This window comes from Comamonas sp. MYb69 (assembly GCF_037479315.1).
Classification (GTDB): domain Bacteria; phylum Pseudomonadota; class Gammaproteobacteria; order Burkholderiales; family Burkholderiaceae_C; genus Comamonas.
This window is the reverse complement of the sequence record NZ_JBBGZG010000007.1, coordinates 188,749-203,751: the sequence shown is the minus strand read 5'-3', so window position 1 is coordinate 203,751 and position 15,003 is coordinate 188,749. Positions and strand designations below refer to the sequence as shown.

14 protein-coding genes and 2 riboswitches are annotated in these 15,003 nt (G+C 63.7%); of the genes, 1 reads left to right on the top strand and 13 read right to left on the bottom strand.

Annotation, left to right across the window (positions count from 1 at the left end; all coding sequences use genetic code 11):
* Positions 1-10: 10 nt before the first annotated feature.
* From WH303_RS12025 to WH303_RS11985, 9 genes are all read right to left on the bottom strand, one after another.
* Positions 11-763, bottom strand: a complete 753-nt coding sequence (locus WH303_RS12025; RefSeq protein WP_339518711.1) for a sulfite exporter TauE/SafE family protein — start codon at positions 761-763, stop codon at positions 11-13.
* Between the two features lie 119 nt (positions 764-882).
* Positions 883-3,783: an aminomethyl-transferring glycine dehydrogenase gene (gcvP, locus tag WH303_RS12020; protein WP_339518709.1), complete on the bottom strand. Its 2,901-nt coding sequence runs from the start codon at positions 3,781-3,783 to the stop codon at positions 883-885.
* 164 nt (positions 3,784-3,947) lie between these two features.
* Positions 3,948-4,322 carry a glycine cleavage system protein GcvH gene (gcvH, locus tag WH303_RS12015; protein WP_339518708.1) on the bottom strand — a complete coding sequence of 125 codons (375 nt, stop codon included), beginning with the start codon at positions 4,320-4,322 and terminating at the stop codon, positions 3,948-3,950.
* 70 nt (positions 4,323-4,392) lie between these two features.
* Positions 4,393-5,526, bottom strand: coding sequence for a glycine cleavage system aminomethyltransferase GcvT (gene gcvT, locus WH303_RS12010; protein WP_339518706.1), 1,134 nt, complete (start codon positions 5,524-5,526; stop codon positions 4,393-4,395).
* Between the two features lie 51 nt (positions 5,527-5,577).
* Positions 5,578-5,689, bottom strand: a riboswitch (glycine riboswitch).
* Between the two features lie 17 nt (positions 5,690-5,706).
* Positions 5,707-5,826, bottom strand: a riboswitch (glycine riboswitch).
* A 97-nt stretch (positions 5,827-5,923) separates the two neighbouring features.
* Entirely contained in the window at positions 5,924-7,198 is a 1,275-nt protein-coding gene (locus tag WH303_RS12005; RefSeq protein ID WP_339518704.1) for a TRAP transporter large permease, read from the bottom strand.
* Complete coding sequence (locus tag WH303_RS12000) at positions 7,195-7,689, bottom strand: TRAP transporter small permease (protein ID WP_027011305.1); 495 nt, start codon at positions 7,687-7,689, stop codon at positions 7,195-7,197. The genes WH303_RS12005 and WH303_RS12000 overlap by 4 nt, the downstream gene beginning before the upstream one ends.
* Before the next feature lie 160 nt (positions 7,690-7,849).
* The gene (locus WH303_RS11995) at positions 7,850-8,827 is read right to left on the bottom strand and encodes a TRAP transporter substrate-binding protein (protein WP_339518703.1); all 978 of its coding nucleotides are present in this window, start codon (positions 8,825-8,827) and stop codon (positions 7,850-7,852) included.
* A gap of 311 nt (positions 8,828-9,138) precedes the next feature.
* Positions 9,139-9,894 carry a nucleotidyltransferase family protein gene (locus tag WH303_RS11990; protein ID WP_339518702.1) on the bottom strand — a complete coding sequence of 252 codons (756 nt, stop codon included), beginning with the start codon at positions 9,892-9,894 and terminating at the stop codon, positions 9,139-9,141.
* A gap of 48 nt (positions 9,895-9,942) precedes the next feature.
* Positions 9,943-11,067, bottom strand: coding sequence for a sterol desaturase family protein (locus WH303_RS11985; RefSeq protein WP_339518700.1), 1,125 nt, complete (start codon positions 11,065-11,067; stop codon positions 9,943-9,945).
* A gap of 479 nt (positions 11,068-11,546) precedes the next feature.
* On the opposite strand from WH303_RS11985, the gene WH303_RS11980 reads away from it, so the two are divergent.
* A complete protein-coding gene (locus WH303_RS11980) occupies positions 11,547-12,008 on the top strand; it encodes an Lrp/AsnC family transcriptional regulator (RefSeq protein WP_043341700.1) in 462 nt (153 codons plus the stop codon).
* A gap of 131 nt (positions 12,009-12,139) precedes the next feature.
* Here WH303_RS11980 and hemP read toward each other — a convergent pair whose 3' ends face one another.
* From hemP to WH303_RS11960, 4 genes are all read right to left on the bottom strand, one after another.
* Complete coding sequence (gene hemP / locus WH303_RS11975; protein ID WP_021028607.1) at positions 12,140-12,340, bottom strand: hemin uptake protein HemP; 201 nt, start codon at positions 12,338-12,340, stop codon at positions 12,140-12,142.
* A 234-nt stretch (positions 12,341-12,574) separates the two neighbouring features.
* Complete coding sequence (locus tag WH303_RS11970; RefSeq protein WP_339518776.1) at positions 12,575-13,618, bottom strand: Bug family tripartite tricarboxylate transporter substrate binding protein; 1,044 nt, start codon at positions 13,616-13,618, stop codon at positions 12,575-12,577.
* Between the two features lie 235 nt (positions 13,619-13,853).
* On the bottom strand, positions 13,854-14,267 hold the full coding sequence (locus WH303_RS11965) for an ExbD/TolR family protein (protein ID WP_339518696.1): 414 nt from the start codon (positions 14,265-14,267) through the stop codon (positions 13,854-13,856).
* A 2-nt stretch (positions 14,268-14,269) separates the two neighbouring features.
* On the bottom strand, positions 14,270-14,995 hold the full coding sequence (locus WH303_RS11960) for a MotA/TolQ/ExbB proton channel family protein (RefSeq protein WP_021028610.1): 726 nt from the start codon (positions 14,993-14,995) through the stop codon (positions 14,270-14,272).
* Positions 14,996-15,003 lie beyond the last annotated feature (8 nt).

Below are 15,003 nucleotides of genomic sequence, written 5' to 3'. Positions count from 1 at the left end.
CCAAGCCCCGTCAAGCCCAGTTGGAAGCCAGCATGGCCAAGCCCGCGAGGGTCAGCAGTCCCAGCACCACGCGTTTGAAAGTCACATCGCTGATGCGCTCATAGAGCCGCGCGCCCCACAGCGAGGGCAGCACCATGGCCGGCAGCGCCAGCGCCAGCTGCGGCAGCATGCGCTGGCTCACCAGGCCCGTGCCCACATAGCTGGCAAAGGTGACGGCCAGCATCGTGAGGTTGAAGTTCTGGATCACCTGGCGCTGGGTGTCGCGCGCCATGCCGGTGATCTGGCACCACAAGGTGGGCACCACGCCCGAAAAACCACCCAGCGCCGCCATGGCCCCGCCGGCCAGCCCCGCCAGCCCATTGGCCAGCGCACGCCCGGGGCCCTGGCTGAGCCGCCCCGATGCGATGCCCCCCAGCCGGTGGGAGAAGGCCATCAGCGGGCAGAAGAGGACCAGCAACGCGCCCAGCACGGTCTTGAACAGCTGGGCATCGAGCATGGGCAGCAGCTGCAGGCCCAGCGGCAGGCCGCACAGCCCCCCCAGCAAGAAGGGCCAGAGCATGCGGCCGTCAAAACCGCGCCGCACCTTGAGCGCCTGGATGATCTGCCCGCACAGACCACCAAACACCGCCAGCACCGCCGCGAGCGAGGGCTCCAGGGTCCAGGCCCACAGAGCCATGGCCGTCATGCTGTAGCCAAAGCCCGAGAGGCCCTGCACAAAGCCGGCGAGCGCTGCGCCCATGACGATGATGAGGATGCTGTCCATGCCAAGAAGTCTCCGCGCTCGGGTGCAGTCCCGGGCTGATTTTTGCTGATGGAGGAAGAGGCGTAAAAAAGCGACCCGCTGGGGTCGCTTCGGAAGAAGCCCGAAGGCTATCTTAAGACTTAAGCCGAGGTGCCGTAGCTGTCCAGCGGCACGCAGCTGCAAAACAGGTTGCGGTCGCCATAGACGTTGTCGACACGGCCCACGGGGCTCCAGTACTTGGCGCGGCGCAGCGCAGGCACCGGGTAGGCGGCAGCCTCGCGGCTGTAGCCATGGCTCCAGTCGCTGGCCAGCAGGGTCTCGGCGGTGTGGGGCGCGTTCTTGAGCAGGTTGTCATCCTGCGCGGCACGGCCCGCTTCGATCTCGGCGATCTCGCCACGGATGGCGATCATCGCTGCGATGAAGCGGTCCAGCTCGTAGAGGCTCTCGCTCTCGGTGGGCTCGACCATCAAGGTATTGGGCACCGGGAACGACAAGGTCGGCGCATGGAAGCCGTAGTCGATCAGGCGCTTGGCGACGTCCTCGGCCATCACGCCGCAGCTGTCCTTGAAGTGGCGCAGATCCAGAATGCACTCGTGGGCCACATGGCCGTGCTCACCGGCGTACAGGGTCGGGAAGTGGGCTTCCAGGCGCTTGCTGATGTAGTTGGCGTTCAGGATCGCCGTCTCGGTGGCGCGCTTGAGGCCGGGCTCGCCCATCATGCGGATGTACATCCAGCTGATCGGCAGCACGGCGGCATTGCCCAGCGGCGCGGCGCTGACAGCGCCCACCTTGCCGGGCACACCCGCCGTGGCATGGCCGGGCAGGAAGGGCACCAGGTCTTCGACCACACAGACGGGACCGACGCCCGGGCCGCCACCGCCGTGGGGAATGCAGAAGGTCTTGTGCAGGTTCAGGTGGCTGACATCGCCGCCGAATTCGCCCGGTGCGGCCAGGCCGACCTGGGCGTTCATGTTGGCGCCGTCCACATAGACGCGGCCGCCATGGCTGTGCACCAGCTGGCACAGCTCCTTCACCTGGGTCTCGAACACGCCGTGCGTGCTGGGGTAGGTGATCATGATGCAGGCCAGGTTGGCGCTGTGCTTCTCGCAGGCCAGTTGCAGGTCCGCCATGTCCACATTGCCGTTGTCATCGCACTTGGTGACCACCACCTGCAGACCCACCATCTGCGCGCTGGCCGGGTTGGTGCCGTGGGCGCTGCTGGGGATCAGGCAGATATTGCGGTGCGCCTCGCCCTTGGAGGCGTGGTAGGCCTTGATGGCCAGCAGGCCGGCGTACTCGCCTTGCGAGCCCGCATTGGGCTGCAGGCTGATGCCGGCGTAGCCGGTGGCCTGGCACAGCCATTCGCGCAGCTGGGCATCGAGCAGCGCATAGCCTTGCAGCTGGTCGGTCGGCGCAAAGGGGTGCATGTTGGCAAACTCGGGCCAGGTGATGGGGATCATCTCGCTGGTCGCGTTGAGCTTCATCGTGCAGCTGCCCAGCGGGATCATGCTGCGGTCGAGCGCCAGGTCCTTGTCCGACAGGCTCCGAATGTAGCGCAGCATCGCGGTCTCGGAATGGTGGGTGTTGAAGACCGGGTGGGTCAGGTAGGCGCTCGTGCGCTGCAGTGCTTCGGGGATCAGCGAGGTGCTGCCTTCGTCCATGGCCTCGATGTTGGGCAGGGCCTGGCCGGGCTGGGCGAAGATGCTCCACAGCAGCTCCACATCGGCACGGCTGGAGGTTTCGTCCAGGCTGATGCACAGGTACTCGCCCCAGGCCTTGCGCAGGTTGACGCCCTGGGCCAGTGCGCGCGCCAGGATGGCGTCCGTGGCTTCCTGGGTGTGCAGCGACAAGGTGTCGAAAGCGCTGTCATGGTGGCGGGCGCTAAAGCCCAGCGCCGCCAGGCCACGGCTGAGGATAGCGGTCAGGCGTGCCACGCGCTGGGCAATGCGCTTGAGGCCGGCCGGGCCATGGTAGACCGCGTACATGCTGGCAATCACTGCGGGCAGCACCTGGGCGGTACAGATATTGGAGGTGGCCTTTTCGCGGCGGATATGCTGCTCGCGCGTCTGCAGCGCCAGGCGGTAGGCCGGGTTGCCATGTACATCGACGCTGACGCCGACGAGGCGGCCTGGCAGCGAGCGCTTGTAGTCATCGCGGCAGGCCATGAAGGCAGCGTGCGGGCCGCCGGCGCCCATGGGCATGCCAAAGCGCTGGCTGTTGCCCACGACGATGTCGGCACCCCATTCGCCAGGGGGCGTGAGCAGGGTCAGCGCCAGCAGGTCGGTGGCCACAATCGCGGCGGCCTGCTTGGCGTGGATGGCATCGACGTCGGCCTTCCAGTCTACGATCCAGCCGCTTGAGGCCGGGTACTGGATGACGGCGGCAAACAGCTCGCCGGCCAGGGCCGATTCCCATTCGTCCTTGCTGTTGGCCACCAGAACCTCCAGGCCAAGCGGCTGGGCGCGGGTCTGGATGACTTCGATGGTCTGGGGGTGCAGGTCACCGGCCAGCACAATGCGGTTGCTCTTGGACTTGACCGAGCGCTTGGCCAGGGTCATGGCCTCAGCAGCGGCCGTGGCTTCATCCAGCATCGAGGCATTGGCGATGGGCATGCCGGTCAGGTCGCAGACCATGGTCTGGAAGTTGACCAGCGCTTCCATGCGGCCTTGCGAGATTTCGGCCTGGTAGGGCGTGTAGGCGGTGTACCAGGCGGGGTTCTCGAGGATATTGCGCAAAATCACGCCAGGCGTGAAGGTGCCGTAGTAGCCCTGGCCGATAAAGCTCTTGAGCACCTGGTTCTTGCTGGCCAGGGCCTTGAGCTCGGCCAGCGCGGCCGCTTCGGTCACGGGCTCGGGCAGGTCCATCGGCTTGCTGCGCACGATGGATGCGGGCAGCACCTTCTCGATCAGTGCGTCGAGCGAGGGCAGGCCCAGGGCCTCCAGCATGCTGGCCTCGTCGGCGCTGCCGGGGCCAATGTGGCGGGCGATGAATTCACTGGCGTTTTCCAGCGCGGCGAGGGGCTCTTTGGAGGGCATCAGCATGGTCCGAGGCGGTGTAAATGGAGGGGTTGGGGCTGGCGCGGTTTCAAAGAGCGCTGGCAGCGAGGAAAAGGAAAAAGGGGAGGAGGCCGGGGCCTCCTGGGCCTGTTAATCCTGCTGGTGGCCTGCAAAATCTTTAGTTGCAGGCCAACAGCAGGGCCTGGGCGTCAGGCGTTGGCGGCGAAGTCGTTGTAGGCGGTCTCGTCCAGCAGCGCGTCGAGCTGGGCCACATCGCTCAGCTTGACCTTGAAGAACCAGCCGCTGTTGAGCGGGTCGGAATTGGCAAGCGACGGGTCATTGCGCAGCGCTTCGTTGACTTCGACGATCTCGCCGGTCACGGGCATGAAGACGTCAGCGGCGGCCTTGACGGACTCCACTACACCGGCGACATCGCCCTGGTTGAAGGAGGCGCCGACCTCAGGCAGATCGACAAACACCACATCGCCCAGCGCGTCTTGCGCATGGACGGTGATGCCGACGATGGCGGCATTGGTGTCGGCGCTGTTGATCCATTCGTGGTCGCGGGAGAACTTGATCGTCATAGGAATACTCCAGTTTTGTAGGCTTGAATTGTGCTCAGGCGGGTGCGGGCAGCCGCACCCAGCAGCTACTTTAGCCGCGGAAATAGCGGGGAGGGACAAAAGGCATGGCCACCACCTCAACGGGCACCGCTTTGCCGCGCACCATCGCATGCAGCTGCGTGCCGATGGCTGCCAAAGCGGGCTCCACATAGGCCATGGCAATCGGCTTGTCGATGGTCGGGGCCAGCAGGCCGCTGGTGGTCACGCCGACGACCTGGCCAGCCAGGTTGCGAATCTCGACCTGCTCGCGCACGGGAATGCGCTCTTGCGCAATCAGGCCCACGCGCTTGCGGGCGAGGCTGGCAGGGTTGTCGATCTGGGCAAGCACCTTGTCGGCACCGGGAAAGCCGCCAGCGCGGGCGCCGCCAGTGCGGCGCACCTTCTGGATCGCCCAGTTCAGGCCCGCCTCGGGTGGGGTGGTGCTGGCATCGAGGTCGCTGCCGTAGAGGCACAGGCCTGCTTCCAGGCGCAGCGAGTTGCGCGCGCCCAGGCCGATGGGCTGCACCTCAGGCTGGGCCAGCAGCTTGCGCGCCAGCGCCTCGGCCTCGTGGCCGGCCACCGAAATCTCGAAGCCGTCCTCGCCGGTGTAGCCGCTGCGGGTGATAAAGCAGGCAATGCCGTCCACATCAAAATCGCCACCGGTCATGAACACCAGTTGCTCGACACCGGGTGCCAGACGGGCCAGCGCGGTGGCCGCCTGGGGGCCTTGCAAGGCCAGCAGGCCCTGGTCGGGCAGGGGCAGCACCTGGCAGCGCTGGCCGATGCGTTCGCGGATCAGTGCAATGTCGGCCGCCTTGCAGGCACCGTTGACGATGACAAACAGCTCCTGCTCCGAGACGCGAAAGAACATCAGGTCATCGACGATACCGCCCTCGTCATTGAGCAGCAGGCCATAGCGCTGCTTGCCAATGGCGAGGTCGACCACATCGACGGGCACCAGGGTTTCAAAGGCAGCGGCCGCGTCGGGGCCGATCAGGCGCAGCTGGCCCATGTGGGAGACATCAAACAGGCCTGCTGCCGTGCGGGTGTGCTTGTGTTCGGCGATCAGGCCTTGCGGGTACTGCACGGGCATGGAATAGCCGGCAAAGGGCACCATGCGGGCGCCCAGCTCGATGTGCAGGGCGTTCAAAGGGGTGGACAGCAGGGCGGATGCGTTGGCGGACATGGACTCTCCAGGGCAAATAACAAGGCATGCATCCGTTGCCGGTTGCACGCTGTTTGCCCTGCTGTCCGCTTTACCTGAGAGATTCACCCGCCGCCTTGAGGCCTGGGGGCTTGCTCCTTCGGTGGATGGCGTCCAGGCGCCACCTCTCTCCAGCTGGGAACGCCGGCAGGCATAAGCTGCGCGGCGGGGCCAGTCCTTTTGCCTGAGCGTTCAGCAGCTGCATCTGCAGTAGCCTGCGCCTTCGGCGGCCGCGCTGCGCGTTGGGGTCCAACGGGGGCGACTCTCTCCTGACTGCGGCGATTTTAGCGGCAACTGGCCGCTTGCGCCTGCAAAAGGGTCGGCCAAGACACAAAAAAGCCACCGGCGGGCGGTGGCTTAGCGATGTAAGCGGGCCAGATCAGCGGTAGACCAGGTCGCGCAGGGCCAGCGAGATGCCCGGCACATAGGTGATTACCATCAGGCACAGCAAGATCACCCCGACAAAGGGCAGCAGGTGTTTGATGATCTGGTCCAGCGATATGCGGGCTACGGTACAGGCGGCAAACAGGTTGACGCCAAAGGGCGGCGTGATCATGCCCAGCGCCAGGTTCACCACCATGATGAGGCCAAAGTGCACCGGGTCGATGCCAAAGTGCATGGCTACCGGTGCCAGGATCGGGGCCAGCACGATGATGGCGGCACTGGTTTCGATGAACATGCCGATGATGAACAGCGCCGCGTTCACGCCGAGCAGGAACATGGCTGGGCTTTGCAGTACCTGCTCCAGCCAGTGGCCGATGGCATCGGGCACGCCTGCGCGGGTGATCAAAAAGGCGAACAACCCAGCATTGGCGATGATGAACATGATGATCGACGAGGAGATGGCCGATTTGCGAAGAATCGCATACAGGTCCCGGATCTTGATCTCGCGGTATATCAGCACGCCCACGACCAATGCATAGAACACGGCCACGGCCGATGCCTCGGTAGGGGTAAAGACGCCGCCATAGATGCCGCCCAAAATAATGACCGGCATCAACAGCGCCCAGCCCGCCTGCAAAAATGCCTTGCCAAAGCCCAGCCGGCCTTCGCCATCGGTCTTGCCCCAGCCCTTGTACTTGCAGTAGGCCCAGACAAAAAACATCAATGCCCCGCTGATCAATAGCCCGGGACCAAAGCCGGCGATGAACAACTCGCCAATGGACACCTCGGCGCTCACGCCATAGAGAATCATCGGAATGGAGGGCGGGATGATCACGCCCAGCTCGGCGCTGGTGGCCTGCAGTGCGGCCGCATAACTCTTGGGGTAGCCGTGCTTGATCAGCGCCGGGATCAGGATCGCGCCAATCGCAAAGGTGGTCGCGACCGAGGAGCCCGAGACGGCTGCAAAGATCATGCAGGTGAGCACGCAGGTCATCGGCAGGCCACCCTGGACGCCGCCGACAATGCTCTTGGCAAACTCCACCAACCTGCGCGAGATGCCGCCGGTCTCCATCAGGTTGCCGGCCAGAATAAAGAACGGGATGGCGGCCAGCGGAAATTTGTTGATCGCGCCAAACATCTCCTTGACGGAGATGAGCATATTGGCATTGCTGGCCTGGATGCCCAGCACCGAGGCCAAGCCGATGGACACGGCAACGGAGACGGTGAGCGCAAAGCACAGCACCATCGTGGAAAGCATCACGGCGGTCATTGCGCGTTCTCCAGTTCAGTATTTTGGGGTTCCAGCAGGTTGCCGATGACGCCGAGCACGGCAAACAGAGCACCCACGGGCACGGCCAGGTAGGCCCAGAACATGGACAGCGATTCAAGCCCGGCCATGGTTTGCACGCCGCCTCGGCGCGCATAGTCCCAGCCCCACCAGATCAGCACGGCCAGCAGCGCCAAGGTGGCGATGCAGACCAAGCCGCTCAGCACGCGGCGCATCGCCGGTGGTGCCCAGCGCTTCAAGACATCGACGCTGACCATTGCGCCTTGGCGAAAGGCCATTGGGATCGCGAGAAATACCATCCAGATCAGGCTGAAGCGGATCAGCACTTCGGTCCATTCGGCGGGCTCTTCGAGCACAAAGCGGGTGATGATCTGGAACATGCCCAGCGTGGATGCGATGGCCAGCATCAGGCAGGCGCCAGCCATGGCGATGCCCGATGTCCAGCGCTCGAAAGCAAGAAAAGCGTTTTTCATGGTGACCGGGGTGGGCAGGCGCATGCAAAGCCGCCTGGCGCCACCCTCCTTGCGCGGGTTGACACGGCAATTGCTGGCGCCGGGCAGGCGTCAGCAGCGGTGGGGGGACCAAGGGAGGCGCTGCGATGGAGAGGTGCAGGCACCTGTCCCAGCGCAGGGCTTATTGGAAGTTGCGGATGCGGTCGAGGTTAGCCTTGCCGAACTGCTTTTCGAAGTCGGCATTGGTCTTGGTCAAGGTGGCGACAAACTTGGCCTTGTCGACGTTCTCCACCACCTGCATGCCCTTGGCGCGCAGCTCGGCCACCCCATTGGTGTCGTCCTGGTCCACACGGGCGCGGTTGGCCTTGGTGGCGGCCTGGGCCGCTTGCACAAAGGCGGTCTTATCGTCGGCGCTGAGTTTGTCGTAGGCGGCCTTGTTCATCACCAGGATGCAGGGCGAGTAGACATGGCCGGTGAGGCTCAGGTGCTTTTGCACCTGGTCAAACTTGGCCGAGGTGATGACGGGCAGCGGGTTCTCCTGGCCATCGACCGTGCCCTGCTGCAGCGCGGTGAACACCTCGGGGAAGGCCATCGGCGTGGTGATGATGCCCAGCGCCTTGTAAGCCTGGATGTGGACCGGGTTCTCCATCGTGCGCATCTTCAGGCCCTTGGTGTCGTCGGGGCTGTTGATCGCGCGCTTGGAGTTGGTCATGTGGCGAAAGCCGTTCTCCGCCCAGGCCAGGGCCTTGAAGCCCTTGCTGTCGAACTTGGCCAGCAGCTCGTTGCCGATGGGGCCGTCGAGCACTGCGCGGGCATGGGCCTTGTCGCGGAACAGGAAGGGCACGTCGAGAATCTTGGTCTCGGGCACAAAATTGGGCACCGGTCCGCTGGAGCTGAAGGCCAGCTCCTGCGTGCCCAGCTGCACCGCTTCGATCGACTCGCGCTCACCGCCCAGCGCGCCGTTGTAGAAGGTCTGCACCTTGTAACGGCCACCGGTGCGCTGCTCCACTTCCTTGGCAAAGGTATCGATGGCCACACCCTGGTGCGAGTTCTGGGCCACCGAGATGCTGATGCGCATCGTCGTCTGCGCCAATGCGGGGCCTGCGGCCATCAGACCCATTGCGATACCGATACCCCAGGCCAATTTTTTCATCTGCATGACGTGTCTCCCCGGCTGTGCCGAATGGTTTTGTAGGAGCCTGCGGATGCCCGCACGCGCTTTGCATTGTGGGCAAGCCGGGGCTATTCGGTATTGGGGTTTTTATGATGTCGAACGTCTGGGCCTTGCCGTACTTGGTGGATTTATATCTAAGTGATTGATAAATAAATAAGGTGGGCGATTAATCTGGCCGGTAAATGTCGTCGCCTCTGTCTCCGTGTGGACAGAGTGGTAGGCTTTGCCGCAATTCCCGCAACCCTGCCAGGGCATAGCGCCGGAGCCGATCTGGTCCTTGATGCTGCTTGGGCGGCTCAGGGGTTGAGCGCCTGCAGGCGCTCCACCGTGCCCACATCCACCCAGGTGCCGTCGTAGCGGCTGGCACTGCAGCGGCCCGCCTGCATCGCTGCGCGCAACTGCTGCACCAGCGGCATCTTGGTGCCCTGCGGATTGCCCGCAGGGATATCGCAGTAGGGCGCGCTGAACAGGGCTTTTTTCAGCAGCGCCACCGAGCAGTAGGTCAGGCGCGGGCGCGGGTCGCCTGCAGCGGGGTTCTCGGCCCGGCCCTCGGCTGTCAGCACAAAGTCGCCCTGGGGGTGATGGGGCGCATTGGGCACCAGCCACAGATGGGCCAGGTCATCGCTGTGCGCAAAGCGCTGGCGCAGGGCCTCGTCAAAGGGGAAGCCGGGGATAAAGACATCGCCCGAGACCAGCCAGAAGGCATCGTCGAGCAGCGGCAGCGCGCGGCTGATGCCGCCGCTGGTCTCGATGCCGCCACCAAAATCCAGATCCTCGCGGGAGTAGGCAATCTGCAGCCGCTTTGCACCTAGCTGCGCCTCAGCGGGGGCGGCGGGCCAGGCATCGGCCACCTGCTGGCCCAGCCAGCCGGTGTTGATGACCAGGCGTTGCACGCCGGCGCGGGCGAGCTGCTCCATGCTGTACTGCATCAGCGGCTTGCCTTGCACGGGGAGCAGGGGCTTGGGCCTGTGGTCGGTCAGCGGGCGCATGCGCTCGCCCCGGCCGGCGGCCAGCACCATGGCCTGGGCGCGAAAATCGGGAGGAAATGACATGGGTGATGGAAGCAATGGGGTCGGGCGTCCAAGCGCAGCGGGCCGTGCTCAGCCCTTCCAGGTGAAGGGAAACTTCAGCTGCTTGAAAAAGCCGTTGGGCACATAGTCGCCGAGCACGCCGTAATCGGTAGGCCAGACTTTATCGCTCTTGACGGCGGTGCCAAACACATAGTCCAAAAAGGCGAAATGGGCGGCGTAGTTCTTGTCCAGCGCCTCGGCATCCTGGCTGTGGTGCCAGTGGTGGAAGTTGGGCGTGACGATGATATAGCGCAGCGGGCCCAGCCGCACGCTGACATTGGCGTGGTTGAACACCGCCTGGAAGCCGACGATGATGATGTAGGCATCGATCACCTCCTTGCTAAAGCCCAGCACATAGATGGGCGCGAGCACCAGGGTGCGGGTGATCAGCAGCTCCAGAATGTGCTGGCGCGAGCCGGCCAGCCAGTCCATGCTTTTGACGCTGTGGTGCACCGCGTGGATGCGCCAGAGCAAGGGCACCTCATGGTAGGCGCGGTGCGTCCAGTACTGCACCAGATCGGCCACCAGGAGGATCAGGAACAGCGCAACCCAGAAGTTCAGATTGGCGACCCAGCCCCGGATGCCGTCATGGGCGGCCCAGCCAAAGAACTGGTGCACCATCAGGTTGGTGGCCAGCAGCACAAAGCCGACCACCATGTGGTTGACCAGAAAGTGGTGGAAATCGGTTTGCCACTCGGGGCGGAAGACGGGCTGGTCCTTGCGCAGCGCAAACAGCTTTTCGATAAAGATGAAGATCAGCGCGCTGCCCAGCAGGTCGAGAATGAACCAGTCCAGGCCGATATAGGGCGTGTTGGTGGCAAAGCTGCCCACGGGCACCTTGTGGCCGCCCAAGAGCGCCGACAGCACCACCAGGCCAAAAGCCGAGGCGGCCAACCAGCGCACCCGGCCCAGCACGATCAGCGCGACCGACAGGCCCCCGGCAATCACCATGCTCCAGAACAGCAGCTGGCGCATCACATCGACGTTGTAGCTGCGGCGCAGCTCAGGCGTGGTGAGGTACTGCGGGAAGTGAAAGGCCAGTACGCCCAAAAAGCACAGGGCTGCCAAGATCAGCGCAATGACGCCGGCCACCATGCCCCGGCCCGCGCGCAAGGCGCCATGGCTTTCGGACAGTTCGTTGAGTCGCTTAAACATAGCTGCTTATTGACCGTTCGTATGCGCTGATCTCCAAACTCTTAGGCGCATAGAGGGCGGTCTGTTGTCGTTGTTCCAGGGCGCCACTATGCCATGGCACAGGCGCAAGCTGCGCAGGGAAACGGGGACGCAAATGCAATAGTTTTGTTACATAAGAAGCGAGCGAGGGGGCCTCTGCGTCACCGTTGCCAAGTGGCATGGATGTGGATCTGCTGGGACCGTGTTCAGACGATGGCAGCGGCGTTTGCAGAAGGCGCCAGCTGCGCCGCAATGCAACAGCCCCCATGGCAGCGGTAACCGCCTGGGGGCTGGTGGAGAGAGGGGCTGCCGGTAAGCAGGCTCTGCCAGAAAGAGACTTCGGTAAAAGTGTTTCGATGCAGAAAGTATGCCGGCCTGTACGCCAAAAAATATTTTGTTTTTCTGGGTTAATGCCATTAATATAGAAAAATATTCTAAATTCTTGATTGTTGCAGAAAATCATGCTTCTCGATACGTTGGACCGCAAAATACTCCGCCAGCTGCAACACAACAGCCGCGCCAGCCTGCAGGAGATTGGCCAGGCGGTGGGCTTGAGCGCCTCGCCCTGCTGGGGCCGCATCAAGAAGATGGAAGAGGCCGGCGTGATCCAGGGCTATTCGGTGCGGCTGTCGCCCCAGGCGCTGGGCCTGGGCGATACGGTGCTGGTGATGGTGACCCTCGACAGCCACAGCGACAACACCTTGGAAAAGTTTGGCGAGCTGCTGGCCACCATCCCCGAGGTAGTGGAGGCACACCTGGTCTCCGGCGAGTACGACTACCTGCTGCGCGTGGTCGTCAAGGACACCCGCGACTACGAGCGCCTGCTGCGTGAGAAGCTCTACAAGATCAAGGGCATACGCCACAGCCAGTCAAGCTTTGTGCTGCGCACGCTCAAGCACGCGGATTTGCCGCTGGGTGTGTAGCGAGCCCCCTGCATCGCAAACCCGGCGCGCATAAAAAAGCCAACTTCCAGGAGTTGGCTTTTTGCTGTGCACGAAGCTGGGCGCTTGCCCCGGCCTTTGGGGGAGGGGAAGCAATCCGGTACCGGGCTTGCTTACTTGGTCAGGATCAGCTTGCCCAGCTTGGTGGTCTGCAAACGGTAGATGGCGCCGTTGTGCACGATGGATACCGCTTTGGCGCCTTGGAGCAGCTCACTGCTCTCCAGCGCGGCCGATTGCGTGGCATGGCCTTGGGACGCGCTGGCACTCTTGCTGGCAGCGGCAAGCGGGGTGGCGGGTAGGGCGATGGTTTGCATGGCAGTGCTCACAGGGATAAAACTGAAGCAAATGATAACGATTCGTATTCGTGAAGTCCAGTGTTTATTTGAAATTTGCCACGGTAAAAGGCAAAAAGCCACGGTCGCGGGGTGGGGGACCGTGGCGGGGGCAGGCTGGTGCGGCCTTTGCGGCGCGAATCCAGTTGCTTATCTGGGTGCTAATCGAGGCACTTATCAAGGTGCCAGCAGGCATGACGAGGCGCCAACAGGCGCTCAGGTCGGCTGCACGCCGGCATCGGCCAGCAGCTTTTTCCAGATCGGCAGCTCACGCTTCCAGTCGTCCTGAAAGCGCGCCGGGCTGTCATCGGTCAAAGGCACAAAGCCGGCCACCAGCACGCGGGCATTGACATCACGCGACTGCAGGGCCTTGCGCACTTCGGCGCCAAGCTGCTCGAGCACGGGCGCCGGCGTGCCGCCAGTGGCCGCCATGCCCAGCCAGCCGGAGATCGTGAACGCGTCTTCCTTGTGGCCTTGTTCGGCAAAGGTGGGCACATCGGGCAGCGCGGGCACGCGGTTGGGGCCGGTAAAGCTGATGGCGCGCAGCTTGCCGCTGTCGATATGCTGCTTGAGCGAGAGGATGCTGCCGATGCCCATCATCAACTGGCCGCCCACAAGGTCTTGCACCATCGGCGCCTCGCCCTTGTAGGCGATGTGGCTCATGTCCGCCTGGGTCAGGTTGCTCAGGCTCGCCAGCACCAGATGGCCTTGCGAGCCAATGCCATAGCTGCCGTAGGACAGCTTGCCCTTGTTGGCGCTGATATAGGCGATGAGCTCTTGCAGATTGCGTGCAGGCACCTGGCTGTTGGTGACCAGCACAATCGGCGCCCAGCAGATGCGCACCACCGGCACCATGTCCTTTTGCGGGTCATAGGCCATTTTCTTGAACATGAACTGGTTCGACAGCATCGTGCTGGTCGTCCCCAGGGTCAAGGTATGGCCATCGGCCACTGCCTTGGCCACCGCATCACAGGCCAATAGGCCCGCTGCGCCGGGGCGGTTGTCGACGATGGCCGGCTGGCCCAGCTGCTGGCCCAGCCGGTCACTGACGCTGCGCGCCAGCACATCGGTGGCCCCGCCCGGCGCAAACGGAACGATCACGCGCAAGGGCTTGGTCGGGAAGCTGGCCTTGTCGCTGGCTGCGCGCGCGACCGTGGCGAGTGGCAGGCCGCTGGCGGCAGCTGCGCTGGCAACGGCCAGGCGCAGCATCTGGCGCCGGCGCAAGGGAGTAGGTACTGGCTGGGTGCGGGACGTCTTCATCAATCGGTGTCTCCTCAATCTAGTGATAGTTGGGGGAGGCGCTGGTGATGGTCGGTTTGCCCGCCGCTGCTTCGGCCAGTACAGGTCGCCACGGCGCTTGTCCTGCGGTCCAGTTTAGGCAGGGCAAGCGGGCGGCTGGCGTCGCTTGGGCGTCACTGCGGGTAAACCTGATCCGGTCTGCATCCGCCATGAAAAAAGGGCTCCTGCTGGAGCCCTTGCCGGGAGGGTGGACGGTTTACTCGCCCACCTGGTCGGTGATGAAGCCGATCTTCTTCAGGTTGCTGCGCTGGGCAGCAGCCATCGCCTGGGCCACTTTCTCGTACTTCACGTCGCGGGCACCGCGGATGTGCAGCTCGGGCTGGGGCTCCTTGCTGGCCTCGGCCTGCATATTGGATTCCAGCTCGGCGTCGCTCACGGCCTTGCCGTTCCAGTTGTAGGTGCCATCGGGCAGGATGGCCAGCTGGATGGTGTCGGGCTTGGCGTCTTCCGGCGTGTTGACGGCACGCGGCAGGTCGATGTTGACCGAGTGCTTCATCACCGGCACGGTGATGATGAAGATGATGAGCAGCACCAACATGACGTCGACCAAGGGCGTCATGTTGATCTCGTTCATGACCTCATCGGCATCGTCTTGCGTTCCAAAAGCCATGATCAGGCACCTTTCTTGAGCGGCGTGACCACGGCGCCGGGCTTGCTGGAGTCCACATTCAGGCGGGTGCCGGTCACGAAGAAGGCATGCAGGTCATGGGCAAAGCTGTTGAGGCGGTTAAGCACCGACTTGTTGCCACGCACCAGTGCGTTGTAGCCCAGCACGGCAGGGATGGCCACAGCCAGACCCAGTGCGGTCATGATCAGCGCTTCACCGATGGGGCCGGCGACCTTGTCGATCGAGGACTGGCCCGACATGCCGATGGCCACCAGCGCGTGGTAGATGCCCCAGACGGTACCGAACAGGCCGATGAAGGGGGCGGTGGAGCCAACCGATGCGAGCACGGCCAGACCGGATTGGGCGCGCGCGGTGAACTCATCGATGCCATTGCGCAGGCAGCGCGTGATCCAGTCGCTGACGTCCAGCGAGTCATGCAGGTGCTCGGCCGTCTTGCGGTGGTGCGCGGTGGCTTCGCGGCCTTCGATGGCCAACTGGCGGAACGGGTTGTCGCCTTGCTCGCCCAGCTTGCTCAGGCCGGCTGCGAAGTCAGCGCTGTGCCAGAAGTCCTGGGCATTGCGGGCGTACTTCTTGAAACGCATGATGTCGAGCGCCTTGATGACGATCACGATCCAGGAAGCGAGAGACATGGCCACCAGAATGACTGCGACCGTCTTGGTCACGAAATCTCCCTGAGCCCAGACGTGGGCGATGCCGAATTGCGAGTCCATAACTGATC

Coding starts and splice junctions, on each gene's coding strand:
- WH303_RS12025 (WP_339518711.1), bottom strand. CDS start 763: ATGGACAGCATCCTCATCATCGTCATGGGCGCAGCGCTCGCCGGCTTT.
- gcvP (WP_339518709.1), bottom strand. CDS start 3,783: ATGCTGATGCCCTCCAAAGAGCCCCTCGCCGCGCTGGAAAACGCCAGT.
- gcvH (WP_339518708.1), bottom strand. CDS start 4,322: ATGACGATCAAGTTCTCCCGCGACCACGAATGGATCAACAGCGCCGAC.
- gcvT (WP_339518706.1), bottom strand. CDS start 5,526: ATGTCCGCCAACGCATCCGCCCTGCTGTCCACCCCTTTGAACGCCCTG.
- WH303_RS12005 (WP_339518704.1), bottom strand. CDS start 7,198: ATGACCGCCGTGATGCTTTCCACGATGGTGCTGTGCTTTGCGCTCACC.
- WH303_RS12000 (WP_027011305.1), bottom strand. CDS start 7,689: ATGAAAAACGCTTTTCTTGCTTTCGAGCGCTGGACATCGGGCATCGCC.
- WH303_RS11995 (WP_339518703.1), bottom strand. CDS start 8,827: ATGCAGATGAAAAAATTGGCCTGGGGTATCGGTATCGCAATGGGTCTG.
- WH303_RS11990 (WP_339518702.1), bottom strand. CDS start 9,894: ATGTCATTTCCTCCCGATTTTCGCGCCCAGGCCATGGTGCTGGCCGCC.
- WH303_RS11985 (WP_339518700.1), bottom strand. CDS start 11,067: ATGTTTAAGCGACTCAACGAACTGTCCGAAAGCCATGGCGCCTTGCGC.
- WH303_RS11980 (WP_043341700.1), top strand. CDS start 11,547: ATGCTTCTCGATACGTTGGACCGCAAAATACTCCGCCAGCTGCAACAC.
- hemP (WP_021028607.1), bottom strand. CDS start 12,340: ATGCAAACCATCGCCCTACCCGCCACCCCGCTTGCCGCTGCCAGCAAG.
- WH303_RS11970 (WP_339518776.1), bottom strand. CDS start 13,618: ATGAAGACGTCCCGCACCCAGCCAGTACCTACTCCCTTGCGCCGGCGC.
- WH303_RS11965 (WP_339518696.1), bottom strand. CDS start 14,267: ATGGCTTTTGGAACGCAAGACGATGCCGATGAGGTCATGAACGAGATC.
- WH303_RS11960 (WP_021028610.1), bottom strand. CDS start 14,995: ATGGACTCGCAATTCGGCATCGCCCACGTCTGGGCTCAGGGAGATTTC.